Consider the following 24,322-nt stretch of genomic DNA (forward strand, 5'->3'; position numbering starts at 1 on the left):
TCACGACTTAGGTTTCTGTTTCCTTCCCTTACGGGTTTTTTGCAACTGCCCTTTAGACTTATGCCTATCAGGTCTTACGTTCGCTCCACAGACTGTACGGGAGTCGCTACAACGGGGGGAACCCCCGCAACGCTCGCCTACACCCTAATAACCCTATTTTTTACTTCATTTTGAAATCTTTGAGAAGGAAAGGCATGACTATGCCTGTGGTTAAGCTAGACAAAGTGATTGGTAAACACAAAGGAATAGCTAATTGAGCGGCTATTATTAGCACAAACAAACCGATACTAACACCAATTGCGGTTTGTCGAATAAAATACTGAGGGTCTCGTAGTAGTTTGCCTTGAAAGAATAACTTTGCCGAATACCAACCTAATTTCAACATTTTTCCTCCTAAGAAAAACTGGTTACAGACAAGAGAATTTGTTTGTTTTATTCATCACAGGTAGTAGAAATCACCTGTAGTTAATCGCTAAAAATTACCAATTACACTTAAAAGAGCAAACCCAATAATCATGGTAGGAATTACACCAGTTGGCGCAAATAATGCACCCAATGTTGCAGAAAATTTATAACCTATATGTTTTCCAGCTAATATCATTCCGCCAATTGCGCCACCAATCATTGATATGACTGTCGCAACAACTAACCACAATAATCCTGTAACTAAAGTTAAATCACCTGTCACCATACTTGTGATCAATTCATTCATGTTTGTAGATTCTCCTTGTTCATAATGGGGGATAGGGCAAGTCAATTTTGACTTATAGATTGATATTTCTTGTACAATCTACAATCCTGATCTCTGGTCTCTTCAGAGAGGTATATTGACTTACACAGATAGGAAATTGATGAAGCGGAATGCCCCTTTGATTTGGGAATGTAGAATGGGTAAAATTTCTTATCATGCCCATTCTGTTATAATTTAAGTAATTATTTCTTTAATATAAAACATTCTGATTCTAAAATTCTAGAGGATAATTGCTGTTTGCGTTTCCGTTTAAACAGTTTATAATTGTTATTATAGGATTTCGAGATACTCAAATCCCCAGCTTCTTTAAATAAAGTGAGGATTTTGTTGATCAAAAATGTTTGATGATGAATTTAATTTTAGTATTTATACTCAAAAAAATCTCTCTCATTATTCATGTTTATCAATAAAAATCTGTCTGATAAATTACTATTGGTACCAATATTATTTAGCTTTAATTTTTATTTAAATATTAATTTTTCTTTAATGAAAGCTAATTTAAGCAAAAAATAGCGTATTTTAATAATTAAAACTCCAAGTTTATCACCAGGTGAAACTCTACAAGCGTCAACACCTGCGTCATAAATAGTAAACACATAGACAAATAAATAGCCAATGACTAACGTACTCTGGCTGCAAGGTGGTGCCTGTTCGGGCAACACCATGTCTTTTCTTAATGCCGAAGAACCGACAGTCTGCGATTTAATTGCGGATTTTGGCATTAAGGTACTTTGGCATCCCTCCTTGGGATTGGAACTAGGCAACAACTTACAAACCTTACTTTGGAGTTGCATTAGCGGCAAAATACCTCTTGATATTTTGGTATTTGAAGGTAGTGTAGTTAATGCCCCCAACGGTACAGGTGAATGGAATCGGTTTGCCGATCGCCCGATGAAAGATTGGCTGACTGACCTATCCAAAGTTGCTAGCTTCGTTGTTGCAGTAGGTGACTGCGCCACTTGGGGCGGTATCCCAGCCATGTCTCCCAACCCCAGCGAATCCCAAGGATTGCAATTTCTCAAGCGTCAAGAAGGCGGCTTCTTAGGTAATGACTTCGTCGCTAAATCGGGATTACCAGTAATTAACATTCCTGGATGTCCAGCACACCCCGACTGGATTACGCAGATATTAGTGGCGATCGCTACTGGACGGATTGGAGACATCGCCCTCGATGAACTGCACCGTCCCCAAACCTTCTTCAACACCTACACCCAAACAGGTTGTACTCGTAACGTCCACTTTGCCTACAAAGCCACAACTGCCGAATTCGGTCAACGCAAAGGCTGCTTATTCTACGACTTAGGTTGTCGTGGGCCTATGACCCATTCCTCCTGCAACCGTATCTTGTGGAATCGTGTTTCCTCTAAGACTCGCGCCGGAATGCCCTGTTTAGGTTGTACAGAACCCGAATTTCCCTTCTATGACCTCCAACCAGGTACAGTCTTTAAGACTCAAACTGTCATGGGAGTTCCCAAAGAATTACCCCCAGGAGTTAAAACCAAAGACTACGCCTTACTTACGATGGTTGCGAAGAGTACAGCCCCACATTGGGCAGAAGAAGACTTTTTTACAGTTTAGTCATTAGTCAATAGTCATTAGTCCATAGTCCTGGTTTTTGGCTATTGATTGTTGACTGTTGACTGCTGACTGTTGACTCTTGACTCTTGACTATGGACAAATAATCATGGGAAAACAAACATTAGACATCTCGCCCGTCGGTAGAGTCGAGGGTGATTTAGACGTTCGGGTAGAAATTGCCGACGGACAAGTAGTCAACGCCTGGACACACGCCGAACTATTTCGTGGATTTGAAATTATCCTCCGAGGCAAAGACCCCCAAGCCGGGTTAATTGTTACACCTCGGATTTGCGGTATTTGCGGCGGTTCTCACTTGACTTGTGCATCCTGGGCATTAGATACAGCCTGGGGTACAGAAGTACCTCGCAACGCCATCTTAGCTAGAAACCTCGGTCAAATTGTCGAAACTATCCAAAGTATCCCCCGTTACTTTTATGGATTGTTTGCGATCGACTTAACTAATAAAAAATACCGTAGCAGTCGCTACTATGATGAAGCTGTCCGCCGCTTTGCCGCATTCACAGGTAAATCTTATGAACTTGGCGTGACAATCTCTGCCAAGCCTGTAGAAATCTATGCGTTGTTAGGTGGTCAGTGGCCTCATTCTAGCTACATGGTTCCTGGTGGTGTGATGTGCGCCCCCACGTTAACCGACATCACCCGCGCTTGGGCTATTCTAGAATACTTCCGCACCAACTGGTTAGAACCTGTATGGTTGGGCTGTTCTTTAGAACGTTACGAAGAAATCAAAACTTACGATGACTTCATGGCTTGGTTAGATGAAGACATCAAACATCGTGAGTCAGACTTGGGTTTCTATTGGCGCATGGGTCTAGATATCGGTCTAGATAGATACGGTGCTGGTGTTGGTAAATACGTCACTTGGGGATATTTACCTCATGAGGATAGATACCAGAAGCCGACCATTGAAAGCCGCAACGCTGCGATGATCATGAAAAGCGGTGTATATGACAGCCTCACAGATACTCACACTTTGATGGATCATACCTTCGCTCGCGAGAATACCACACACGCATGGTATGACGAAGGCACAGCAGATATCCATCCCTTTGACCGGACAACCAACCCCACTCAGAAGAATACTAAAGATTTCGATAATGCCTATTCTTGGTCGAGTGCAGTTAAACACGAAGACTTCGGACGCTTAGAAGCTGGTGCTTTAGCTAGACAGTTAGTTGCTGGTGGTAAGCATGGTGAGTCTTGGCAACACTACGATGGCTTCATCCTGGATGTATTCAAGCATTTTGGTGGTGCAAATATCCATGTGCGTCAACTAGCACGAGTTCACGAACAAGTGAAACTGTACCGCGAAGCTGAACGTTGTCTGCGTGAGTTTGTATTAAATGATCCCTGGTATATTAAACCCACAGAAAAAGACGGACGCGGTTGGGGTGCAACGGAAGCGGCGCGCGGTTCTTTGTGTCACTGGGTAGAGGTAGAAGGTGGCAAGATTAAGAACTATCAGGTAATTGCACCTACTACTTGGAACGTTGGCCCCCGTGATAGTGAGGGAGTACGCGGCCCGATTGAGGAGGCTTTGGTTGGTACGCCGATTGAAGATCCTACTGATCCGGTGGAAGTAGGACACGTCGCGCGATCGTTTGATTCTTGTCTGGTGTGTACTGTTCACGCCCACGATGCGAAGACAGGCGAAGAGTTGGCACGTTTCCGCACTGCTTAAGTTTAAACGCAGGTGGCGCGGAGGTATGCGCGGAGGTACGCGGAGAGTTTGCTAGTAATTAATGAGTGGCTAATGGCTAGTTATGATTTAGTTAGTCATTAGCTCATTAATATTTCATGGTTGAGAATTGCTGAGTGCTGTTGGCAAGATATGCTTGCCCTCAACTACAATGCAAGAACAACTCTCTAGGTAAACAAAGAACATGAAACTTTCAAAGTTATACGTACTTCCACTTGCAAGTGTAATTGTTCTGATTGGTATTTTATTTGTAAAAACTCCTACGGCGAATTCTTCAGATTGCCATCAAGCAAGTTCTACACTAAAGAACTCAAAAGCTGCTGATGAAATTGTTGACACAGATGTTCTAAAAGAAGGGCAGGTCTTTGTAGTTCAGACAAGAAGTAAAGGAGTCGAAATTATAGAAGCAGGCAGGGTAATGACTACAACGAAAAGTTTCCTTGTCACTATAAAAGATGAGAAAGGTAAAATTATTAGAGTATTTCAACGTTTGGGTAGAGGGTCAGACCTCATCGCCACTGCCCAAATGTCCAAGGCTGAAGCTCGCCAATTATTAGAATCAGGTGGGTTGCTTGTAGAAGAAATTGAAAGACAGTAGAGATCGCAAAAAATAACCATGACAGGCGATCGCTTTGAGAACAGCGATCAATGTGATCTCTCTTCCCAACACAAGCATAGTTTTAGCTAGAAGCGTAGGCGTAGCCCGCCGGAGGTATCGCTTGTAAAATACCAACAAGTGCGATGGATGAAGCTTCACCGGAGGCGATCGCACCGCACTCAGATATTCTATATTTATCAGTTATTTGCTCAATAATATGGAGGTGTAAGTATTTTAAACACCTACACTCCATACTCTAACTAATTAAGGATAGTCAAAAACTACCCGACCACCCGGCCGCCAATCACAATGAATAAAACCTCTGTGCATTCCTCTACCTAATCCCGTACAATCAGACGCGCGGCAAATTTCTAGTAGCCTTTTAAAGTTACCATCTACAGGACAAATATCCAAAGCTAAACCATTAATATGTTGAGAATAACGCGCGCCTCCTATGCGACGATTTACAGATTGTGGACGATAAGCAGAATTGATAGAAATAGGACTGTCATATTTATCACGGATTTTGCCAAAGCCTTTAGCTGCTTTGATAATGTTGTTAATAATTGTTTTTGATTCTGGGTTACGTTCTGGATCACATCCTTTTGTCACTTCCCCCCAAGTTAAAGGAATACCAGCAATTATCAGTTCGTTTTCGTAAACTAATTCCCCTGTAACTAACTTCAAAGAACGTCCCGTTTTGCTACCTATAGTTGATGCTGGTAAAGGTTTTAATTGTTGAGTTTGTTCTTCAATAGTCTGATGGTTTTCTGCTATTTCTAATAGAGCCGATGCAGTAGTTGGCCCCAACATATCGGGAGAATCTAGCCAAACACTTTCTTTAAACTCTGCAAACGCTTTTTGACTGAGTTCGCCAACAATACCATCAACCTTCCCTTTATATAATCCTTTGGTAGTGAGTAAAGTCTGAATTTCTTTAATAAGTTCAGGATCAGCTTCGGCGAATTTAACTGTGGTATTGGCAGATTGAAATTTTTCTAAATTAGGAAATTCTACGGCAGTATCTGGCATAGATGCTTCTCCTTTTTTTTGGTTATTGATTTGATTTTTTAGTGATTTTTTAGCCCAAATACGAGTAAAACATAAAATAAACAACACCATTTCTCTTGCTGTTTTCTTTATTATTTGTCTAGATTTTGAAGTAACTTTATTGCCAAAAGTTCTAAAATCTAACGTTTTTAACCACTTTTCTTGCCTTGCTCGTATTTCTGAGTAGTATCCAGTTATTATTATAACGGCATAAATTATACATAGTTAATTCCTAAATTAACCGTTACATTTGCCTATATCCTGAACATAGCTAAGTTTTAGTATTTTTGACTTTGCTTAAAATAGTATTAAATTTGACAAATATATCTTGACATATTCAAGGTTAATTGACTAAGTGTACTTCAGCAACTTGTGTACACCGTAGCAGAGAAATAGGGAAACAAGAAAATTTAGTTTCCTCTCATTTCAAAGGAGAAAGGCGAGAGTTAGGGTGAGGTAAAAATATTTGATATATTCACGACTTTTCCAACACCCTCTTATGTTTCAGACTTCCATGTTGATTTTTCTCCTTTTTGCCAAAACTGCTGGAGAATTTCACTAGGTTTCCTATCCCAAGTGTCAATATGTTCGTAAATTGAATTATTAGCATTGAGCTTGTAGGTTGAATAACCATTGAAAAACATTCGCGCTTTCCAGGGAACACGCAAAACACCCCTGACTGTCCATTTTGCTATAAGAGTATCTGTAGCTGATTGATAGACTTCATGCACATCAAAATATATTTCCGTAAAAAATAAACGCGCATGAAATCGTAAAGTCCAAAATATAATGCGGTAATTAAACTTATATTTAAATTTATTTACAGGGTCTTGAAAGTAAATATCTTGGGTGTAGATGTCGTAAGAGATATCTTTCTCAAACAGAGTCGGTAAATCCTGTTGTAGAATTTTAATTACTTGTTCGATTTCTAAGCGAGATTCCACAAAATTTATCCTCTATTTTTACTGAAAGACCAACAGCAGGATAACCATTAATATTCTATTAGCTAATGAACAGAAAAAACTCAAAATTCAAAATACTAAAATTCTTTTATTTTGAATTTTGAATTTTGAATTTTGAATTGTCCCTACTACCGATGTTCCATCAAGCGTTGTTTAAGTCTCTGGGGTTCACCGCTATCTACGAGTTGACCCTTTTCTAGTAGAAAAGCACCATCGCAGTAATTCAATTCGTCTAGTCGATGTGTCACCCATAAAGCAGTGATTCCCCTACTTTTAACCAGGGTGCGGACACTAGCGACTAAGTCCAATTGGCTATCTGGATCGAGTAAAGCTGTGGGTTCATCTAATAATAGGACTTCACAGTGACGAGCGATCGCACCTGCTATTGCTACCCGTTGTTTTTGTCCGCCACTAAGGGCATAAATCGGGCGTAACTGGAAAGCACCTAAATTTACTGCCCCCAACGCGTCTTTGACTCTAGCTTTCACCGTTGCAATTGGCAGTTTTTCCTCCACCAAACCGAAAGCCACATCTGCACCAACCGTTGGCATCACTAATTGATGATCAGGATTTTGAAAAACAAAGCCAACAGGATGCAAAACCTGAATTTCTCCAGAAGTGGGAGCGAGAAGCCCCGCCAACAGACGAAGTAGAGTAGATTTACCACTACCATTTGTACCCAATAGCATCCAAAACTCACCCCTGGGAACTTCCAAAGAGCAAGATGCAATTGCTGTGTCACCATTAGGCCAATTGAACTTTAAATCTTTAACGATAATGCCCGCTTCTGCCATGAATACACCTGCTTGGCTTACTCAGCAGCTAAGGCAAAAAAGCCTGGTGGTTTACCGCTACTGGTAGTCGCGCCATCTTTTTCTGTAATCTGGACTCCAGAAATTTCACTAGCACGCACAGCTATTTTCTTCTCTGTTTTCCCTTCACACTTGAGTTCTACAATGTCAGGATTACCAGAACGCATAGCCGCCAAAATCAGCTGATAAACCGCCTCTGCGTCCTCTGCTGTCTTCCGTTGAACTGATACAGGGAAAGCAGTATTTCTGATGCTTAAGTCAATGGTAAACATTTAGCAAGTAACTACATATAACTGTAGGACTCATTTTAGCGTTAGGGAATGGGGAATGGGAAACAGGAGGCAGGGGGGCAGGGGGCAGGGAGAAATGAGGAAATTTTTCTCCCCCTTGCATCCTGCACCCTGCACCAATTCCTCTTGTATTCCCCACGTCCCATAAATAAATTTCTGTATCAAAAATAAATTTCTCACAAATATCCCTGGAAAAATTAACGATTTGCGCCTAGAATTATTAGAGTCAGTAAAAAATTGTAAACTAGGTTGACAACCTGGTAATACTCTTGTAGGCAGCTAAATCGTGCCAGCCTACAGGTAGACCCGTAATTATAATATTTGGAGTTTTCCTTTCATGACCATCGCAGTAGGACGCGCCCCCAGTAGAGGGTGGTTTGACGTACTAGACGACTGGTTAAAACGCGATCGCTTCGTATTCGTAGGGTGGTCAGGGATATTGTTATTCCCCTGCGCCTTCCTAGCATTAGGCGGTTGGTTAACCGGTACAACCTTCGTCACATCCTGGTACACCCACGGACTAGCATCATCCTACCTAGAAGGATGTAACTTCCTAACAGTAGCAGTATCCACACCAGCAGACAGCTTAGGACACTCCCTACTACTGTTGTGGGGGCCAGAAGCCCAAGGCGACTTCACCCGTTGGTGTCAACTAGGTGGACTGTGGCCATTCGTAGCATTACACGGAGCCTTCGGATTAATCGGGTTCATGCTACGTCAATTCGAGATTGCAAGGTTAGTAGGAATTAGACCATACAACGCCCTAGCATTCTCAGCCCCAATAGCGGTATTCGTCAGCGTCTTCTTGATGTACCCCTTGGGACAATCGAGCTGGTTTTTTGCACCCAGTTTCGGAGTAGCAGGAATCTTCCGGTTCATCCTATTCGTACAAGGGTTCCACAACTTCACCCTCAACCCCTTCCACATGATGGGAGTAGCAGGTGTATTAGGTGGTGCGCTATTGTGTGCGATTCATGGTGCAACAGTAGAAAACACCCTATTTGAAGACGGCGAAGCCGCCAACACCTTCCGCGCCTTCAACCCCACCCAATCAGAAGAAACCTACTCAATGGTGACAGCAAACCGATTCTGGTCACAGATATTCGGGATTGCCTTCTCCAACAAACGTTGGTTACACTTCTTCATGCTATTCGTACCCGTCACAGGATTGTGGATGGCGGCAGTGGGTATTGTCGGTTTAGCACTCAACTTGCGGGCGTATGACTTCGTATCCCAAGAGTTGCGGGCGGCTGAAGACCCAGAATTTGAAACTTTCTATACCAAGAACATTTTGCTGAATGAGGGTATCCGCGCTTGGATGGCTCCTCAAGACCAGCCTCACGAAAAATTTGTATTCCCCGAAGAAGTATTACCTCGCGGTAACGCTCTCTAATGTTGATGATTTAACATTCATCATTTTGTCTGAATTGTCAAAGCCCCGCATTTTCGCGGGGTTTTTTCTTGAGTAATGGTTAGCATCTCAAAATTGATATGCTATATTAGTCGAAGGTTAACACCCAGAGCTAAACACTCTGCCTTTTTGAGAATAAGACCGATTAGGCAACAAGGAGGTGATGCCCATGATAGAAAGTAGTAAACGCATGGGTCATCAGGTTGCAGTTAGCCGGCTGTGCGCCGGGGCTGTTCTCTAAGAGTTAGCCTTAGTCTGCTAGTCAGATTAAGTTAGCTACAAGTAGCTAGGCTAAAGCACGGAGTTCCTTCCGGCAGTCTGGTTGCAACCTGAAGACCCGCTAGACCGCTCTGATTTAGTTCATCTGACCTAAAATCAGAGCGGATAGTTTTTTATAGGTATTTTCAGATTGATAGTGGCGGTTAACAGGAAACAGGGAATTTGTATCGGGGATTTAAACCACCTTCAAGACCTAGCATTTATGAGGTGAAGGACTAAAGCTTTTTCGATGAGATAGGTTACGGCAACACTAAAAATAATTCTTTGTTTCCCAGCTATCCACTCCTAAGCGGTTTATTGAATTTTGAATTTTGAATTAATATGGCGCAACTACTAACGGATATAGAGATTCAAGCACAAGCGAAAAGTCTTTCAGAGTGGACAGTAACAGACTCAAAACTACAGACTACCCGCATATTTCCAGATTTTGTCACAGCGATCGCCTTTGTCAATCAGCTCGTCGAACCAGCTGAATCAGCTGGACATCATCCAGATATAGAGATTTCTTATAACAAAGTGCAAATTACATTAACAACACATGATGCGGGCGGCTTAACTCAAAAAGATTTTGATTTAGCAGCCATTATTTCTCAAATTAGTTAAATACTTGGTGTACAGCCACTCGCAGCCTTGTATTACTTAATAAATATAGCTAGAGTAGGGAACTTTTAAAACCCTACTCTTTCTTTTGATATATGGATGAGCAATTGTGACAGTTAATGAGGCGAACGCCCATTACTTGCCATATAGCGGAAATATTCTATAATAACAAGCTATATAGCTATGTTTTTGCATAAGTTAATTACATCAATTTTTAACATTGCGTTAATCAGTCGTTAGCTTGGCGAAAACTAAAATTGTAGTAGTGGCAACTAGGCCTCATCAACAGCTTTTAGTGAAGATGTCGCATTTTGAGAATTAGGTGCAGCGAAAACAATTACCTATAACAAGGTGTGAGGAGAAAAGTAGAAATGTCTAACATATTGTGGAAATCCCTAGTGGTTAGCCCTGCGGTATTAGGAGCAACGCTGTTAGTTTCAGCAACAGCGATCGCCGCACCCAGCACCACCCCAGAAGTAGCAACAACCGAAGTTCCTACAACTGAAGTAGCAACAACAGAAACCGTATTACCGGAAGTTGCTCAACAACCAGCTATTGTGGCACAAGCAGCCCCAACAACTGAAGATACCAAAGTAATTGACCAAGTTAACCGCTACAGTAACGAAGGTAGAACTAACAACAGCCAAGGTCAAGTTACCTCTGTTTCTCAGTTCTCTGACGTACAACCCACCGACTGGGCATTCCAAGCATTACAATCCTTGGTTGAGCGTTATGGTTGTATCGCTGGTTATCCCAACGGCACTTATCGCGGTAACAGAGCTTTAACCCGTTATGAATTCGCAGCTGGTTTAAATGCTTGTTTGGATCGGGTAAACGAACTGATCGCAACAGCTACAGCTGACTTAGTCACTAAGCAAGACTTAGCAACCTTACAACGCCTGCAAGAAGAATTCTCTGCTGAATTAGCAACCTTGCGTGGTCGTGTAGATGCTCTAGAAGCTCGGACTGCGGAATTGGAAGCTAACCAATTCTCCACCACCACCAAACTCGCTGGGGAAGCAATCTTTGCTGTCACCGATGTATTCGGTGATGATTTGGGCGATAGAAACAACACCGTCTTCCAAAACAGAGTTCGTCTCACCTTAAACACAAGTTTCACAGGTAAAGACCTATTAACCACTCGCTTATCTTCTGGTAATGCTCAAGCTTTTGCGGGTACTCCTCAGGGTAGTGGAGAAGCCTTACAGACCTTCCAAGTTACTGGAGGAAGTAGCAACAACAATGTACGCATAGACAAACTAACCTACGAAACAGACTTCGGCCCAGCTAGAGCTTACTTAGCCGCTACAGGTGGACGACACAGCCACTATGCTGCTGTTAACAACCCCTACTTCTTCGACAAAACAGACGGTGGTAACGGTTCCTTATCCACCCTGTCCTCTGAAAGCCCCATCTACCGGATTGGTAGCGGTGCTGGTTTAGCTTTCACTCTCCCCTTTGGTAAAGGTGGCGGTATCTTCAGACCAAGTTCCTTGACTGTAGGTTACTTAGCATCAGAAGCTAACAACCCCAACGACAGCGCAGGCTTATTTAATGGTAACTACGCTGCATTAGGTCAATTGAACTTTAGTGTAGGCGATCGCTTGGGGTTAGCTGCAACCTACGTTCATGGTTACACTGGTGCAGGCAGCAATTTGTTCGCAGATCAAGACAACAACATCTTAGTCGGTACTCGACAAGCCAACGAGTTAACCAGATCCGCCTCCAGCAACTCCTTCGGTGTATCCGCAGCCTTCAGACCTAGCGACAAATTATCCATCAGTGGCTTTGTTTCTTACACTGATGTGACAGTCAATGGCCCCAACAACGATAAAGAAGTTTGGAGTTACGGTGTTGGCGTAGCTTTACCTGACTTTGGTAAGCAAGGTAACGTCCTCGGTATCTTCGCAGGCGCGCAACCCTACTCACTCGGCCGACTCAACCCTGGACAAAACGAAGTTCCTTACCAAATTGAAGGTTTCTACAAGTATCGCGTTTCTGACAACATCTCCATCACCCCTGGTGTCATCTGGTTGACCAATGTTAACCAAGGTAACAGTGATGATGCGATTATCGGTACTTTGAGAACTACTTTCACCTTCTAGAGTCGTTCTAGGTTTGCAAAACCATAAACTCAAAACTTTAAACTGAATTTAACCCCGCTTGGTAGCGGGGTTTTTTATTTCGCTAAGTCATAAGGCAGAAACCCTAGTGATGAACCGGAGTATACTAGAAGAGGATGGAGTTGATTCCTTAACTCACGCGATGTGCAACTTATTTTTGAAACCCCTCTCCATAGAGCGAAGCTCTTCTCGTAGAGTACCTCTCACGCCAGTTGCTACAACGGGGGAAACCCCCGCAACGCACTGGCTCCCCTGCAAGGAGAGAGGCTTTAAATCTTACTCCCCTTCCCTACAAGGGAAGGGGTTGGGGGTCAGGTTTGAGAGAAATTTGCACACGGCGTTAACTCCCTCCTAAATTCATTTATCACTTAATTATTTTGCTTGTGGAACTATCGTGTAAATCAGAATACGCAATTCTTGCCTTACTAGAAATGGCAACTCATTACGAAAACGGCGAACCAATGCAAATTCGACAAATCGCCGCCCAACAAAACATCCCTGATCGTTATTTAGAACAGTTACTAGCGACCTTAAGACGGGGAGGTATCCTCAAAAGTCAACGCGGTTCTAAAGGTGGCTATCTTCTAGCACGAGAACCGCGCAAAATCACGCTATTTGAAATACTGGAATGTTTAGAAGGCTTAGATGTCAAGACTGGTGAAGATAATATCAGCACCAAAACATTAGACAGCGCAGTCATAGAAGAGATTTGGCAGGAAGCTTGTCAAGCGGCTAATTCCGTGTTGAAGAACTACACTCTTCAGGATTTATGTGAGAAGAGAGATTCTCGGCGGCAGTTGGATATTATGTACTACATTTAGTCATTAGTCATTAGTCATTAGTCAACAGTCATGATTTGAGACTGTGGACTATTGACTATGAATGCTGAGACTATAAATAGTTAGGTTAATAAATAACGAATAAGGAATAATTATGCGGATTGCTGGTAATATTACGGAGCTTATTGGGCGGACACCCTTAGTGCAGTTAAATCGCATCCCCCAAGCTGAGGGATGTGTGGCACAAATTGTAGTCAAATTGGAAAGTATGAATCCCTCGTCCTCTGTGAAGGACAGAATTGGCGTAAGCATGATTAATGCGGCGGAAGAAGAGGGGTTAATTGCGCCCGGCAAAACAGTATTAGTAGAACCGACATCGGGCAATACAGGTATTGCTTTAGCAATGGGGGCGGCGGCTAAGGGTTATCGCTTAATTTTAACTATGCCAGAAACCATGAGTGGTGAACGGCGAGCCATGTTACGAGCTTATGGTGCAGAATTAGAACTGACTCCTGGAATGGAAGGAATGAGTGGGGCAATTCGACGGGCGCAGGAGATAGTAAATACTACGCCGCATGCTTATATGTTGCAGCAGTTTCGCAATCCCGCTAATGTTAAAATCCATCGAGAAACTACCGCCGAAGAAATTTGGCAAGATACCGATGGCCAGGTAGATATGATTGTGGCAGGAGTGGGAACAGGTGGTACGATCACAGGTGTAGCAGAAGTGCTGAAAAGTCGTAAACCCAGCCTGCAAGCGATCGCAGTTGAACCAGCCAATAGCCCAGTGTTATCAGGAGGTAAACCAGGCCCCCATAAAATTCAAGGGATTGGTGCTGGTTTTATTCCCCAGGTACTCAAGTTAGACTTAATTGATGAAGTGATTACAGTCACCGATGAAGAAGCGATCGCTTATAGTCGGCGTTTAGCTAGAGAAGAAGGGCTATTATCTGGAATTTCCAGTGGTGCAGCTTTGTATGCTGCTATTCGTGTAGCCCAACGCCCAGAAAACGAGGGACGCTTAATCGTGATGATTCAGCCCAGTTTCGGCGAAAGATACTTGAGTACACCGTTATTCCAAGACTTAGAGGCAAAAGTAGCCACTAGCATCAGCTAATAATCAATGGGATGAATGGCCGAGTTTAAACAAGATTCCAACCACTACGAAACTCTCAAAGTGAGTTCTAACGCCAGCCAAGCGGAGATTAAACAAGCCTACCGCCGCTTGGTGAAGTTATTTCATCCTGATAGTAATCAGGAAACCGCAGATAACGAGCAGATTATTCGCATTAACGCAGCCTATGAAGTCTTAGGTGATAGTCAAAGTCGTATCAACTATGACCAACAACTGCGGGATCAATCTCAAAACTTAAATGGTAATCGTCAACAGCGCACAGCATCAGCGCAGAAACATTATCAAGCCACACGTAAATCAGGCAAAGATGTTGACGAGCAAGTAGAAGAATGGCTGAGCGTAGTATATCACCCAGTGAACCGCTTACTGTGCAGCATTCTCAACTCCCTAGAAGAGCAAATTGAAGAACTAGCGGCTGATCCCTTTGATGATGAATTACTAGATGAATTTCAAGAATATTTAAAAAACTGTAAAGCCGACCTGAAACAAGCCCAAACTACTTTTCGTTCCTTACCAAATCCCCCTAGTTTAGCCAGAGCCGCCGCCCACATATACTACAGCCTCAGTCAAGTAGGAGATGGCTTAGAAGAGTTATCTTATTTTCCCCTCAACTATGATGATCGTTATCTGCACACGGGGCAAGAACTATTTCGTATTGCCACAAGATTACACTGTGAAGCCCAAGCATCGGTGGATTAGATGGGCATGGGGCATTGGGCATTGGGCATTGGGCATTGGGCATCGGGAGACAAGGGAGACAAGGTAGAAAAAGTATTAATGACTAATGACTATTGACTAATGACTATTGACCAATATGAACCAATGGCTACCTTGGAATCCTAGATTAAACAAGTTAAAGGCTAAATTGCTCAATGACCCGTATTACCGATTACAATCTGGGGAAGAAATCCAGATAGCGGCTCAATTGGGTATCCGTATTGATGCTAATCAAGCAACTGTAGACGATTGGTTACGCTTACCTGGTTTATCAATTCATCAGGCGCGATCGCTTGTGGAATTGTCTCGTTCTGGTGTAAAATTTTACTGCGTTGAAGATGTGGCGGCAGCTTTGGGAATGCCTGCTCCACGCCTAGAACCATTGAAGCCCATACTAAATTTTAGTTATTATGACCACGAGTCTCTAGTTAGTTCTACTGCTGTAGTAAATGTCAATACTGCATCAGTGGAAGAGTTAGCTCAACTGCCGTTTATAGATATATCCTTAGCTGAAGCAGTTGTGCAGAACCGCCTCCAGTCTGGAGGGTACCGCGATTTAGCTGATTTTCAACGTAGATTGACAATACCTGGGGAAGCGATCGCGCAATTGATGTATTTTTTAAGGTTTTAGGCTAGAAAAGGGAACAGTTTTAGAGAGTTGGTATCAGAGTCTTAAAGAGCAATATTCAGTCATAATTTGTCCCCATTCCCCATTCCCCATTCCCCATTCCCTACCCCCACCAAAGAACTTTCTCAACCCGCCCCTACTTAGATGACCCCTACACGTTCCGGTGGCCAAAAGCGGAAAACGGCTCTACCGATGATATTTTCTTGGGGTAAGAAGCCCCAGTAACGAGAATCATTACTGTTGTTGCGGTTGTCTCCCATGACGAAAAATTGGTCTTGGGGGACTTTTACTGGTGGAAACGGCTGATTGGGTGGTTCAGCGATGTAGTCTTCAGCTAATGGTTGTCCATTGAGGTAAACTTTACCGTTAGCAACGCTGATGACTTCCCCTGGTAGACCAATTACCCGTTTAATAAAAGCTTGGTCTTTGGGGTATCCCCGCTTTTGTAATTCTGCTGGTGGCTGAAAAACCACAATATCCCCAGATGTGGGCGGATGAAACCGATAAGAGACTTTTTCCACCACTAGGCGATCGCCTTCGTATAGAGTAGGAAACATTGACTCGGAAGGTATGTAACGAGGTTCAGCCACAAAAGTCCGAATCAATAGTGCTAAAACTAAAGCGATCGCGATGAGGGTAAAATTTTCCTGCCAATTTCGCCATGTTTTGGACGGCGCAGTAGTTTCTTTCGGATTATTTTCCTGAGAATTCATAGAATTTTTCAGCCAGTTGAACAAGTATAAATTCTTGAGCTTCATGCTCAATTTTTGCCTGTAAGCAAGCTGTTTTATTGACTTAGCCTACAAGCACTAATTCATAATACGGCTATCTTCCATATTATTAGGCCAGTCAAAATTCCAATTTGAATAATTTTACGCGATTATTTTGTTGTCAATCGGTAGTGAGAAATCGCGAGACCATTCATTCCAAGAACCAAAGTAATTTTTGGCGTGAATTCCCGCTTGTTGCAAAGCAAACAGCACATTCGCTGCCCTAGAACCTTTAAAACAATAGATATACACAACAGACTCAGAATTAATACTTAGAGATTGGCAAATTTCTAAAATCTCTGCTGTGGGGCGAAACATCGGTATTCCTGATTCCGAAGTCATCAGACGATGCCATTCTAACCAAACGGCGTTGGGGATTCTGCCTTTGCGGGGGCAGAAATCCACACCATAGGGTGAAGAACTGATACCTTGCCACTCATCGCGATCGCGCACGTCTAATTTAATAATTGCGGGGTTGTTGATAGCCTGCAACATTTCGATGGTTGTCACCATCATCTCAGCTTGGGGATGCAATCTAAATATGCTGCTTTCAACTTCTGGAACTTCATCAGTAATAGGTAATTCCGCCGCTAACCAAGCTCTATATCCTCCATGTAAAACAGACACATGAGGACAACCCAAATATTTTAATAAGAAAGCGGCTCTACAAGATTGACCATAACCTCTATTGAAGGCATCTTCATACACAATTAAATGTTCTTTACCGGATATTCCTACCTCACTCATAATTTTGGCAAAATATTCTTGCAATTGTTGGAATCCGGCAGGATAGGAATTATCTAAAAGATAAGTAAAGAAATCTCTAATATTGATAGCTTGAGGAATATGGCCAATAGCATATTCTTCTGGAGAGCGCGTATCAATAATGACAGTCCTTGGGGATTTTGCTGCTAACAAAGACGTGAGTTCTTGAGGAGAAATGAGGAGATTTATATTCACGCTTTCATGCTGTTATCGTCACAATAGGCATTATCGCCTTCTGTCAATTTGCACGTTGGCGTAAAATTTACATAATTACGAATATTGAATGTGAGGAGTGGGGAATGGGACTTGAAAATCTCAAACTACCGCAACTACAAGCCAGCAAAATACAGCAGAAATATCTTCTTCTTCCCCCACACCCCTATTTTCTCTGTTTCCCCTTTCCCCTTTCATACCAATTCACAAAAAATGTGATTCAAATGCAAACGCCAAAAGCTATGCTGAGTCACATTTTCTTAATTTTGAATTTTGAATTTTGAATTTTGAATTTTGAATTGATATTACGGTGATGTTTCCCGTAACAACGCACGAAAGCCTAGCTGTTGAAAATGCTCGTTGGCAGTTAAGGCTTCAGTAATACCACAGAATTGCATAACAATAAAAGATACACAATCTACAAATCCCCATTCTTTTTCAGAGCTTTCGCAATATAGTTGGAAAGCTCTTTCGTAGAGTTCCTGAGATAAAGGCACAATTTCTACTTGTGGATCAGAGGCTAGAGAATTTAACAACATGATCGCCTCATGACGATAGGGTTGTTGGCATAAGATATTGCCAATTTCTAGCATGACTGTTTGGGTAGTAATTAAACGTGTACCTGCTGCTTCTATCAAGCTAGCTAAATGTAAAGCTCGTTGATGTAAATTATCCTGGGGTGCAGCTAAGGCAATGGCAAAAGATGTATCAAGAAATACTTCAGGTTTCATAGGGAATTTCCTGAACGTATAAATACTTGTCAATGTTAGCAGACAAATCCGGCGGACTATGCAATTGTAGCGATCGCGCCGTCGCTAAAAAAGATACAGTTGCTTGTGCCTTATTCGGTAGTATTTCTATTCTTAAGCGTACACGGGTATTCACAGGTAAAGCGATCGTCTCTTGGGGATAAAATCCTCTACCATCAAATACCGCCGCAATAAAGTTTTCTCCCATATGCCCGCATATTCTAGAAATAGTTTGTGACATCTATCCTATGCGCTGATTTCCGCAAATGGTACTGTTGTAGCTACTAAAAATATAGCTAAATATTTTGAGATACTGGGTTTGTAGTAAGGACTTTAGTCCTGATTTGAAAACTAAAGTTCTCACTACAAACCTTTACTGATTCGCCTTGCTCATCAAAATGATGAGATACTTTTTGAGTTGGAAACCCCTATCTAGCAACAGCTGGAGAAGTTACAGGGGCTAGTCCTACTAAGTTCTCACTCAGATCCCACATCCTTCTAGCTATCGCGTCATCACTGGCTTGGGGGGAAACTTGCTGCACAAAGGATTGGCGGTCTTTCTTTTGTCGATTTCCCCAACTCCAATACGCACCAGATTGGGCATATTCAGTATCAGCAGTCACCATTGCTACCCGTTCGCCTGCTAGTTCTTCGGAGACGAAACCGCCTGTAATGCGTTGTTGGAAGATAGGGAACAGTTTTTGGAATAGGGGATAGTGGTTACGGAATAATGCTGTTGTGGCGACACATCCAGGATAGAGAGAATTGAAGATAATACCTGTAGATTCATGATATCGCCGATGCAATTCCCGCATTGTGAGGATATTGCAGACTTTACTATCTTTATAAGCTTTGACGGGTTCAAATTTCTTCCCATCAGCCATTGTAATGGGGTCTTTGAAACCTTCTGCAAAACCTTTCAAATCGCCCAAGTCTGGACGGGGGGGAATTTTACCGCCGAGTTCGTTGGGGTTATGAGTGACTGTTCCTAAAATTACGAGTCTGGGCTGGGAAGATGATTTCTTCAAATCTTCCAACATCAGGTTACACAGCAGAAAATGGCCTAGATGATTGGTGGCCATGGTTAATTCATATCCCTCTGGGCTGCGGAGTGGTTCTTTGATGAGAGGCATATAAATTGCTGCGTTGCACACTAAAGCATCTAGGGTTCTGCCTGTGGCGCGGAAGTTCTGCACGAAGTAACGCACACTGCCTAAAGATGCTAAGTCAACGGGAATGATAGTGTAGCTATCTTGGGGAATTCCTACGGACTGGGCAGCTTTTTGAGTTTTTTCAATATCCCGGCAAGCCATGACTATGTGCCAATTTCTTTTGGCCATGGCTTTAGCGGCGTACAACCCAACCCCCGAAGATGTGCCTGTAATAATAACTGTTTTGCGTGCTTCCATTCTCTTGGGACTTCTCTAACTTGCATTAATTTTAGTTTTTTTATGATCTCATACCATGTTTGCCGTCAGCTAGCGGTTTTGAGGAGACAGGAGGTAGGAAGTAGGGGGTAAGAGGTGAAAATCTAGGTAACAAAAGGGTTTTAGAGGTTAATATTTCTTTGCATAAGTTGTTAATTTTTTTGTTAGCTCAACATATTGATACAGATTACAAAAAATTCGTGTCTTGTAGAAATTTCAAAATGGCTTGATTCACTTCTTTTGCTGCACCAGTTGAGGCATCGTGACAACAGTTATCGATGATTTGCAATTGGGAATTAGGTAGGCGTTGGTGTAATCTTTCGCCATGAGTGGAGGGAAACCAACTATCGCGATCGCCCCATAAAACTAATGTGGGACAATCTATCTTGTCTAAATCAGTTTGAATTTGACTAAGCAGATTGGGTTTATTAGCTTGCCAATCTTCAATTTCTTTTGCTGCTATTTGTAATTCTTCGGCAACTTTTACCAGGGTACCAGGCAGTTCAATAAATGGATAAGTAATCCAATAAACATCTTCTGGGGTCAGAATTGAGGGATCAAATAGCACTTTGCGCCTTTCTGTGGCCATCACTTCGCGTACCAGTGGCGCGAACCAATAAGCTAAACGTAAATAGTCAATTGCTTGTAAGACTTCTAGCGGAGTTTTGGCGAGGATTTCCATTGCCCAATGTGGGAGGCGTTCCGCAAAAACCGGCGCATTCATCACAATTAACCTGCCGATTAGTTGGGGATTTCTTTGTGCTAATGCTAAAGAAATTAATGCCCCAATGGATTCTCCCACAATAATAGCTGGTTCATCACATAATCCTTGAATCACTCTTGCTAGTTCAATTACTTGATGCCCATTTTTCTCTCGGCGTAACCAAGGCTTATCTGAAAATCCAAAGCCTTTAGCATCAAAACAAATGACTCGAAAGTGCTTAGATAAAGCAGCTACACTATAACGCCAATTATAGCTCCAGCTTCCCATACCATGTAAGAGAAAAAGCGGTTTTCCTGTGCCTTTTTCACCATAGGCAATCTGTACAGGATACCCGTCAACATCGCTAATAATTAGACTTTGCCGTCCTTGGGGAAAAGTCGCTTGCCACCAATCTTTCATCAATGATTAATCTCAAAAAATTTTCAGGCAGTTGATAGAGTTATAATTACTACCATGTTGTAGACTAATCAGACAATAGTAAGCATAAATTATTTACTTACATTTCTAACGCGGAAATTTTAAGTGTTCTTCTATTAGCCGGATATTATATTCATTAGCTGTCCAAGCAAAGTCAAACAAATCACCCAGCAAGGGAATCATACCTACTAAACTATCAATAATAATATTGACGATCATTTTCCTGAGAATTGCTTTAGGTATACCCAATTTTGAGGCTTCAATCACAATATAAAGAGACAGTAGCAAACCTAAAACATCACCTCCGACGGGGATAAATCCGATCATGGGATCTAAACCAACAGCGATGGGTGTACCAGGAATGCCAATAACTCTATCTAAAATCCGACTTAAAAACCGGAGACGCTTTAAAGTTGTGGCTTGGGTATGATAGTCAACATAAGAGGCATGGGGCATGGTAGGCGATCGCTCATTGGTAATAAAATTGTTCAATATTTTGACATAGTTATTAGTCAAGTCAACTTACTGTTGATCTTTGAGGGAAGTTTGATACACTTTGGCACGCATATCTTCACCAACAATCACATTTAATTGATCACCGATTAATAAAACAGCTGCACTCATCCACAGCCATAGCATTAAGACAATCACCGTTCCTACCGCACCATAAACTTTGTTATAGTTGCCGAAATTAGCTACATACAGCCGAAATAAAGCCGATAACATTGCCCAAAATATAGACGCAAGCATCGCCCCTGGCATAATTGGTGTACCTGAATTCCAAACGCTAGGGCCGTAGCGATAGATAAAACTAAATGCTGTAGCCACAATCCCTAAAGCTAACGGCCAACGTAATAATTGCCAAAGATTTAATAAGAAAATTAAAGATGAATTACCACTGACAACAAGCCCCAAAATTAAGTCACTGAGAAAGACTAAAAAAGAAGCCAACATTAACAATAAAATTGTGCCTACCGTCAAGCCCAAAGAAATAATTCTCCCTTTCCAAAAAGGACGAGTCTTTTCTGGTGGTACTTGATGGATTTGATCAAAGGCTGTCATGGCGGTACTCACAGCACCAGAAGCAGTCCACAGGGCAATGATAAAACTCAAGGAAAATAATCCTCTATTTTTAGGGTGGGCTATTTCTTGGTTAGCGAATTCTCGAATTAGTGTGATAGCTTCATCTGGTGCAACTTGACTGAATTGTTGCGCTATTTGTCTAAAAGTGTCCTGCAAAGATTCTTCAAGTAATCCAATGGCGGTGAGGATGGCCAGAATTGCCGGAAACAAGGATAACATGGCATTAAAGGCGATTTCTGAAGCCAATCCTAAGAGCCTTCTAGTAATTGTTCTAGCAACGGTTTTCTTCAGTGTCCGCCAGGTGAGATGGCGGAAAAATCTGACAAAACGAGGTTGTGGCATAACAGTAGTTGCAGATAGTTGAGCAAAATGAAAACTCCTCAGAGACGAACACCCTGGTATCAAATGTTAAAGCTTGTTTGTACCTATTAGCCTAGAATGTTTTGCAGATAGTTTCCACAGCTAACTGCCTCAGTAATTTTACTGTAACTTCAGCAGTAATCATAAGTTAATTCAATCCCTGGATTTAATGCTAACTATAGTATGTAGAACTTTAGTATGCAGAAGTTTTACTACTATGGTTAGCCATTTCTTGTCAAAGTTCTATGAAGACTGAAATACTCCAGAAATTTGGTCAAAGAGTAAGAAATGAAAGACTAAAGCAAGGACTGTCTCAGGAAGAATTAGCGGAAAAAGCTGGTCTCCACAGAACGTACATAGGCATGATCGAAAGAGCAGAAAAAAATATTACTCTCATTAATATCAATAAAATTGCTCAAGCCTTAGATATTTCTATAGATGATTTGTTAAAAGGAATTAATGAAAAATGAATCTGAATCAAGAAGAACAATGGATTAAAGAAATACGCCAATACTGTCGTTCATTAAACATATCCACGAGTGATCTATACAAGATAGTAACTGACTTAAAAGTAGCTCCTATGATTCGTGGGAAAGCATTCGAGTTTTCTATGTATTCTAAGTTAAAGCAAATATTACCTTCTGAAGATTGGACAGTTGTTAAGCCAATCATTAATGCACAAACTGGAAACCATGATATTGACATTATGGTAATGCACAATAAAACTAAAAAAATAATATCAGTAGAATGTAAGTTGGCTGGTAAAGGAATGTTTAGTGTTGCGAAAACATCTAAAACGGGATTTTATAAAAAAGGGGATTATCTAATTAAAGTAAAATGTATGCGTTCTCGGACGACTAAAACACCTGAGAAAGTAAATGCAATGGCACAAAAGTTTGGCGTAAGTCCCCAAATGTTTCTTGCTCATAGCGATCAATATCGGGTTGGGAGTTTTGATGTAGTAGCTACATCTGTAGGTAATGCTTTCTACCAAACTTTAGAAGATAATGACGGAAACTTGATGTATACATTTGAACCTAGTGAAAAAGGTTTAGAGTTTATAAAAAAATTCCAACCCTCTGCAACTAATGAAGAGTTTCTACAAGAATTTGTATACAATAAAGTGTATTTAGCTTGTTCATTAGATATCACTGTTTCCCATAATAGTGGAGTAATTTGTAGCAAACAAGCTTGTTCAGATAAACATAACTGTGGCTTTATTCCTAACTATCCAATTATTAACTTTGGAAATATTGAAGAATTACCAAACAATATAGCTCCTTCTCCTATTAATAGTTGGGTTGACATAAATAACGGTCTTGATTTTTTTGAAAGCATCTTAGACAGAATTTAAAATCCTATGGCCAGTTGTCTGGATTCGTAGGCGATGTTAGATGTAGAATCATAATTAAGTATAAAAATTTCTTTACCTTTATAGCGTTCTCCTTTAAAATTATTCTCTTTTTTATGACCTTTTCTTTGATCATCAGTTCTATTAATTGTGTAATTCCATTCTTTATCATGTATTTCTGTAGCCCATTCATACAAATCTCGAACTTCTGGCGTATTATCATAAGTCAATAAAAACTTAATTCTATGCTGATGTTTGTTGAGTATCTTAACTAATTTATAGTGATCATTCTTAGAAAAAGAGTGAGTATAAAACTTATCTTGATCTGCATTAAAATAAGGAGGATCAATAAATAAAAAAGCATTATCAGGTGTAGTGTTTATCACTTCTTCAAAATCTAAACAGGTAATTTTGGTGTTTTGCAATTTCTCTGACGTTCTACGGATATTTCTAGGCCAATTCTCTGGTCTCATACTATATTTATCACCATATCCCCAATAACAGTTTTGAGGTTTCATTATTCCTGAGTAAGAGGTTCGGTTTAAATAAAACCATCTAGCTGCTGCTTCTAGTTTATTTTGGGGCTTAAATTCATTTTTATAATACGAATGTCTCTCTTTAGTGGCTGGCTCACCACTTAAATAATTAATTAACTCCTCTGGATTATCTCTGATAGTTACATATGTATTTATGAGTTGCTCATCAATATCATTGAGCCAGTTATTAGCAACTTTAGCTTTAGCAAAAAAAATAGAAGCTCCACCAGCAAACGGTTCAGCATAGTATGAATGAGGTGGTATATGTTCCAATATCAAGTGACGAGCATAAAACTTGCCTCCAGCATAACGAAATGGTGAATTAATAGACTTATTCATAACAACTAGATTTCTATTAGTTTCAGGTAATCATGGAAATGCTAACTATAGTATACAGAAAAATATATGTCAAGGTTATAATTAGACCGTAATTGCTTCCAGTGTATGAGGAACTAGACTATTTTGAAGTGCAAGTATAAACGCCAATTCTTTTT

At 41.3% G+C, this 24,322-nt stretch carries 28 protein-coding genes; 12 read left to right on the forward strand and 16 right to left on the reverse strand.

Annotation, left to right across the window (positions count from 1 at the left end):
• Nucleotides 1-160: 160 nt before the first annotated feature.
• The gene (locus CLI64_RS31640) at nucleotides 161-385 is read right to left on the reverse strand and encodes a hypothetical protein (protein ID WP_103138638.1); all 225 of its coding nucleotides are present in this window, start codon (nucleotides 383-385) and stop codon (nucleotides 161-163) included.
• 87 nt (nucleotides 386-472) lie between these two features.
• A complete protein-coding gene (locus CLI64_RS18855) occupies nucleotides 473-712 on the reverse strand; it encodes a hypothetical protein (protein ID WP_103138639.1) in 240 nt (79 codons plus the stop codon).
• Between the two features lie 654 nt (nucleotides 713-1,366).
• On the opposite strand from CLI64_RS18855, the gene CLI64_RS18860 reads away from it, so the two are divergent.
• The 3 genes from CLI64_RS18860 to CLI64_RS18870 all read left to right on the forward strand — a co-directional run bounded on the left by CLI64_RS18860 (nucleotide 1,367) and on the right by CLI64_RS18870 (nucleotide 4,647).
• On the forward strand, nucleotides 1,367-2,329 hold the full coding sequence (locus CLI64_RS18860; protein ID WP_103138640.1) for a hydrogenase small subunit: 963 nt from the start codon (nucleotides 1,367-1,369) through the stop codon (nucleotides 2,327-2,329).
• Nucleotides 2,330-2,435: 106 nt separating this feature from the next.
• On the forward strand, nucleotides 2,436-4,031 hold the full coding sequence (locus CLI64_RS18865; RefSeq protein WP_103138641.1) for a nickel-dependent hydrogenase large subunit: 1,596 nt from the start codon (nucleotides 2,436-2,438) through the stop codon (nucleotides 4,029-4,031).
• Nucleotides 4,032-4,233: 202 nt separating this feature from the next.
• Entirely contained in the window at nucleotides 4,234-4,647 is a 414-nt protein-coding gene (locus CLI64_RS18870) for a hypothetical protein (RefSeq protein WP_103138642.1), read from the forward strand.
• Nucleotides 4,648-4,729: 82 nt separating this feature from the next.
• Here CLI64_RS18870 and CLI64_RS30885 read toward each other — a convergent pair whose 3' ends face one another.
• The 5 genes from CLI64_RS30885 to CLI64_RS18890 form a co-directional block, all read right to left on the reverse strand.
• Nucleotides 4,730-4,900, reverse strand: coding sequence for a hypothetical protein (locus CLI64_RS30885; protein WP_157943298.1), 171 nt, complete (start codon nucleotides 4,898-4,900; stop codon nucleotides 4,730-4,732).
• Nucleotides 4,901-4,911: 11 nt separating this feature from the next.
• Nucleotides 4,912-5,679 carry a D-Ala-D-Ala carboxypeptidase family metallohydrolase gene (locus CLI64_RS18875; RefSeq protein WP_103140794.1) on the reverse strand — a complete coding sequence of 256 codons (768 nt, stop codon included), beginning with the start codon at nucleotides 5,677-5,679 and terminating at the stop codon, nucleotides 4,912-4,914.
• A 515-nt stretch (nucleotides 5,680-6,194) separates the two neighbouring features.
• A complete protein-coding gene (locus CLI64_RS18880; RefSeq protein ID WP_103138643.1) occupies nucleotides 6,195-6,641 on the reverse strand; it encodes a DUF2358 domain-containing protein in 447 nt (148 codons plus the stop codon).
• Between the two features lie 146 nt (nucleotides 6,642-6,787).
• Nucleotides 6,788-7,453, reverse strand: a complete 666-nt coding sequence (locus CLI64_RS18885; RefSeq protein ID WP_103138644.1) for an ABC transporter ATP-binding protein — start codon at nucleotides 7,451-7,453, stop codon at nucleotides 6,788-6,790.
• Between the two features lie 17 nt (nucleotides 7,454-7,470).
• The gene (locus CLI64_RS18890) at nucleotides 7,471-7,743 is read right to left on the reverse strand and encodes a hypothetical protein (RefSeq protein WP_103138645.1); all 273 of its coding nucleotides are present in this window, start codon (nucleotides 7,741-7,743) and stop codon (nucleotides 7,471-7,473) included.
• A 355-nt stretch (nucleotides 7,744-8,098) separates the two neighbouring features.
• On the opposite strand from CLI64_RS18890, the gene psbD reads away from it, so the two are divergent.
• The 7 genes from psbD (at nucleotide 8,099) to CLI64_RS18930 (ending at nucleotide 15,436) form a co-directional block, all read left to right on the forward strand.
• A complete protein-coding gene (gene psbD / locus CLI64_RS18895) occupies nucleotides 8,099-9,154 on the forward strand; it encodes a photosystem II D2 protein (photosystem q(a) protein) (protein ID WP_103138607.1) in 1,056 nt (351 codons plus the stop codon).
• Between the two features lie 618 nt (nucleotides 9,155-9,772).
• Nucleotides 9,773-10,054, forward strand: coding sequence for a 4a-hydroxytetrahydrobiopterin dehydratase (locus CLI64_RS18900; RefSeq protein WP_103138646.1), 282 nt, complete (start codon nucleotides 9,773-9,775; stop codon nucleotides 10,052-10,054).
• Nucleotides 10,055-10,422: 368 nt separating this feature from the next.
• Nucleotides 10,423-12,156: an iron uptake porin gene (locus tag CLI64_RS18905; protein WP_103138647.1), complete on the forward strand. Its 1,734-nt coding sequence runs from the start codon at nucleotides 10,423-10,425 to the stop codon at nucleotides 12,154-12,156.
• A 401-nt stretch (nucleotides 12,157-12,557) separates the two neighbouring features.
• Nucleotides 12,558-12,995 (forward strand): Rrf2 family transcriptional regulator, encoded by a 438-nt coding sequence (locus CLI64_RS18910; protein ID WP_103138648.1) that lies wholly within the window; start codon nucleotides 12,558-12,560, stop codon nucleotides 12,993-12,995.
• Nucleotides 12,996-13,107: 112 nt separating this feature from the next.
• On the forward strand, nucleotides 13,108-14,070 hold the full coding sequence (gene cysK, locus CLI64_RS18915; protein WP_103138649.1) for a cysteine synthase A: 963 nt from the start codon (nucleotides 13,108-13,110) through the stop codon (nucleotides 14,068-14,070).
• Nucleotides 14,071-14,085: 15 nt separating this feature from the next.
• Nucleotides 14,086-14,787, forward strand: a complete 702-nt coding sequence (locus tag CLI64_RS18920; protein ID WP_103138650.1) for a DnaJ domain-containing protein — start codon at nucleotides 14,086-14,088, stop codon at nucleotides 14,785-14,787.
• Between the two features lie 115 nt (nucleotides 14,788-14,902).
• Entirely contained in the window at nucleotides 14,903-15,436 is a 534-nt protein-coding gene (locus CLI64_RS18930) for a ComEA family DNA-binding protein (RefSeq protein ID WP_103138651.1), read from the forward strand.
• 137 nt (nucleotides 15,437-15,573) lie between these two features.
• On the opposite strand, the gene lepB is transcribed toward CLI64_RS18930, so the two are convergent.
• From lepB to CLI64_RS18975, 8 genes are all read right to left on the reverse strand, one after another.
• Nucleotides 15,574-16,146: a signal peptidase I gene (lepB, locus tag CLI64_RS18935; protein WP_103138652.1), complete on the reverse strand. Its 573-nt coding sequence runs from the start codon at nucleotides 16,144-16,146 to the stop codon at nucleotides 15,574-15,576.
• Nucleotides 16,147-16,305: 159 nt separating this feature from the next.
• Entirely contained in the window at nucleotides 16,306-17,163 is an 858-nt protein-coding gene (locus CLI64_RS18940; RefSeq protein WP_103138653.1) for a sulfurtransferase, read from the reverse strand.
• Nucleotides 17,164-17,486: 323 nt separating this feature from the next.
• Nucleotides 17,487-17,912 carry a type II toxin-antitoxin system VapC family toxin gene (locus CLI64_RS18950; protein WP_103138655.1) on the reverse strand — a complete coding sequence of 142 codons (426 nt, stop codon included), beginning with the start codon at nucleotides 17,910-17,912 and terminating at the stop codon, nucleotides 17,487-17,489.
• Complete coding sequence (locus tag CLI64_RS18955; protein ID WP_103138656.1) at nucleotides 17,902-18,138, reverse strand: hypothetical protein; 237 nt, start codon at nucleotides 18,136-18,138, stop codon at nucleotides 17,902-17,904. Before CLI64_RS18955 ends, CLI64_RS18950 begins: the two co-directional genes overlap by 11 nt.
• 220 nt (nucleotides 18,139-18,358) lie before the next feature.
• The gene (locus tag CLI64_RS18960; protein WP_103138657.1) at nucleotides 18,359-19,339 is read right to left on the reverse strand and encodes a protochlorophyllide reductase; all 981 of its coding nucleotides are present in this window, start codon (nucleotides 19,337-19,339) and stop codon (nucleotides 18,359-18,361) included.
• 205 nt (nucleotides 19,340-19,544) lie between these two features.
• Nucleotides 19,545-20,480, reverse strand: coding sequence for an alpha/beta fold hydrolase (locus CLI64_RS18965; RefSeq protein WP_103138658.1), 936 nt, complete (start codon nucleotides 20,478-20,480; stop codon nucleotides 19,545-19,547).
• Nucleotides 20,481-20,585: 105 nt separating this feature from the next.
• Nucleotides 20,586-20,990: a DUF4112 domain-containing protein gene (locus CLI64_RS18970; RefSeq protein ID WP_225977390.1), complete on the reverse strand. Its 405-nt coding sequence runs from the start codon at nucleotides 20,988-20,990 to the stop codon at nucleotides 20,586-20,588.
• A 30-nt stretch (nucleotides 20,991-21,020) separates the two neighbouring features.
• A complete protein-coding gene (locus CLI64_RS18975; RefSeq protein WP_103138660.1) occupies nucleotides 21,021-21,923 on the reverse strand; it encodes a YihY/virulence factor BrkB family protein in 903 nt (300 codons plus the stop codon).
• A 263-nt stretch (nucleotides 21,924-22,186) separates the two neighbouring features.
• Here CLI64_RS18975 and CLI64_RS18980 point away from each other — a divergent pair, with 263 nt between their 5' ends.
• Nucleotides 22,187-22,411, forward strand: coding sequence for a helix-turn-helix domain-containing protein (locus CLI64_RS18980; RefSeq protein WP_103138661.1), 225 nt, complete (start codon nucleotides 22,187-22,189; stop codon nucleotides 22,409-22,411).
• Nucleotides 22,408-23,295, forward strand: a complete 888-nt coding sequence (locus CLI64_RS18985; protein WP_103138662.1) for a hypothetical protein — start codon at nucleotides 22,408-22,410, stop codon at nucleotides 23,293-23,295. Before CLI64_RS18980 ends, CLI64_RS18985 begins: the two co-directional genes overlap by 4 nt.
• Here the strand turns inward: CLI64_RS18985 and CLI64_RS18990 are convergent.
• The gene (locus CLI64_RS18990) at nucleotides 23,292-24,167 is read right to left on the reverse strand and encodes a DNA adenine methylase (protein ID WP_103138663.1); all 876 of its coding nucleotides are present in this window, start codon (nucleotides 24,165-24,167) and stop codon (nucleotides 23,292-23,294) included. The genes CLI64_RS18985 and CLI64_RS18990 overlap by 4 nt on opposite strands.
• Between the last annotated feature and the right edge of the window lie 155 nt (nucleotides 24,168-24,322).

It is taken from the genome of Nostoc sp. CENA543, assembly GCF_002896875.1.
Taxonomy (GTDB): Bacteria; Cyanobacteriota; Cyanobacteriia; order Cyanobacteriales; family Nostocaceae; genus Trichormus.

Excerpts from the sequence above, each read along its gene's own strand:
- CLI64_RS31640 (WP_103138638.1), bottom strand. The coding sequence starts at position 385 with ATGTTGAAATTAGGTTGGTATTCGGCAAAGTTATTCTTTCAAGGCAAA.
- CLI64_RS18855 (WP_103138639.1), bottom strand. The coding sequence starts at position 712 with ATGAATGAATTGATCACAAGTATGGTGACAGGTGATTTAACTTTAGTT.
- CLI64_RS18860 (WP_103138640.1), top strand. The coding sequence starts at position 1,367 with ATGACTAACGTACTCTGGCTGCAAGGTGGTGCCTGTTCGGGCAACACC.
- CLI64_RS18865 (WP_103138641.1), top strand. The coding sequence starts at position 2,436 with ATGGGAAAACAAACATTAGACATCTCGCCCGTCGGTAGAGTCGAGGGT.
- CLI64_RS18870 (WP_103138642.1), top strand. The coding sequence starts at position 4,234 with ATGAAACTTTCAAAGTTATACGTACTTCCACTTGCAAGTGTAATTGTT.
- CLI64_RS30885 (WP_157943298.1), bottom strand. The coding sequence starts at position 4,900 with ATGGAGTGTAGGTGTTTAAAATACTTACACCTCCATATTATTGAGCAA.
- CLI64_RS18875 (WP_103140794.1), bottom strand. The coding sequence starts at position 5,679 with ATGCCAGATACTGCCGTAGAATTTCCTAATTTAGAAAAATTTCAATCT.
- CLI64_RS18885 (WP_103138644.1), bottom strand. The coding sequence starts at position 7,453 with ATGGCAGAAGCGGGCATTATCGTTAAAGATTTAAAGTTCAATTGGCCT.
- CLI64_RS18890 (WP_103138645.1), bottom strand. The coding sequence starts at position 7,743 with ATGTTTACCATTGACTTAAGCATCAGAAATACTGCTTTCCCTGTATCA.
- psbD (WP_103138607.1), top strand. The coding sequence starts at position 8,099 with ATGACCATCGCAGTAGGACGCGCCCCCAGTAGAGGGTGGTTTGACGTA.
- CLI64_RS18900 (WP_103138646.1), top strand. The coding sequence starts at position 9,773 with ATGGCGCAACTACTAACGGATATAGAGATTCAAGCACAAGCGAAAAGT.
- CLI64_RS18905 (WP_103138647.1), top strand. The coding sequence starts at position 10,423 with ATGTCTAACATATTGTGGAAATCCCTAGTGGTTAGCCCTGCGGTATTA.
- cysK (WP_103138649.1), top strand. The coding sequence starts at position 13,108 with ATGCGGATTGCTGGTAATATTACGGAGCTTATTGGGCGGACACCCTTA.
- CLI64_RS18920 (WP_103138650.1), top strand. The coding sequence starts at position 14,086 with ATGGCCGAGTTTAAACAAGATTCCAACCACTACGAAACTCTCAAAGTG.
- CLI64_RS18930 (WP_103138651.1), top strand. The coding sequence starts at position 14,903 with ATGAACCAATGGCTACCTTGGAATCCTAGATTAAACAAGTTAAAGGCT.
- lepB (WP_103138652.1), bottom strand. The coding sequence starts at position 16,146 with ATGAATTCTCAGGAAAATAATCCGAAAGAAACTACTGCGCCGTCCAAA.
- CLI64_RS18950 (WP_103138655.1), bottom strand. The coding sequence starts at position 17,912 with ATGAAACCTGAAGTATTTCTTGATACATCTTTTGCCATTGCCTTAGCT.
- CLI64_RS18955 (WP_103138656.1), bottom strand. The coding sequence starts at position 18,138 with ATGGGAGAAAACTTTATTGCGGCGGTATTTGATGGTAGAGGATTTTAT.
- CLI64_RS18960 (WP_103138657.1), bottom strand. The coding sequence starts at position 19,339 with ATGGAAGCACGCAAAACAGTTATTATTACAGGCACATCTTCGGGGGTT.
- CLI64_RS18965 (WP_103138658.1), bottom strand. The coding sequence starts at position 20,480 with ATGAAAGATTGGTGGCAAGCGACTTTTCCCCAAGGACGGCAAAGTCTA.
- CLI64_RS18975 (WP_103138660.1), bottom strand. The coding sequence starts at position 21,923 with ATGCCACAACCTCGTTTTGTCAGATTTTTCCGCCATCTCACCTGGCGG.
- CLI64_RS18980 (WP_103138661.1), top strand. The coding sequence starts at position 22,187 with ATGAAGACTGAAATACTCCAGAAATTTGGTCAAAGAGTAAGAAATGAA.
- CLI64_RS18985 (WP_103138662.1), top strand. The coding sequence starts at position 22,408 with ATGAATCTGAATCAAGAAGAACAATGGATTAAAGAAATACGCCAATAC.
- CLI64_RS18990 (WP_103138663.1), bottom strand. The coding sequence starts at position 24,167 with ATGAATAAGTCTATTAATTCACCATTTCGTTATGCTGGAGGCAAGTTT.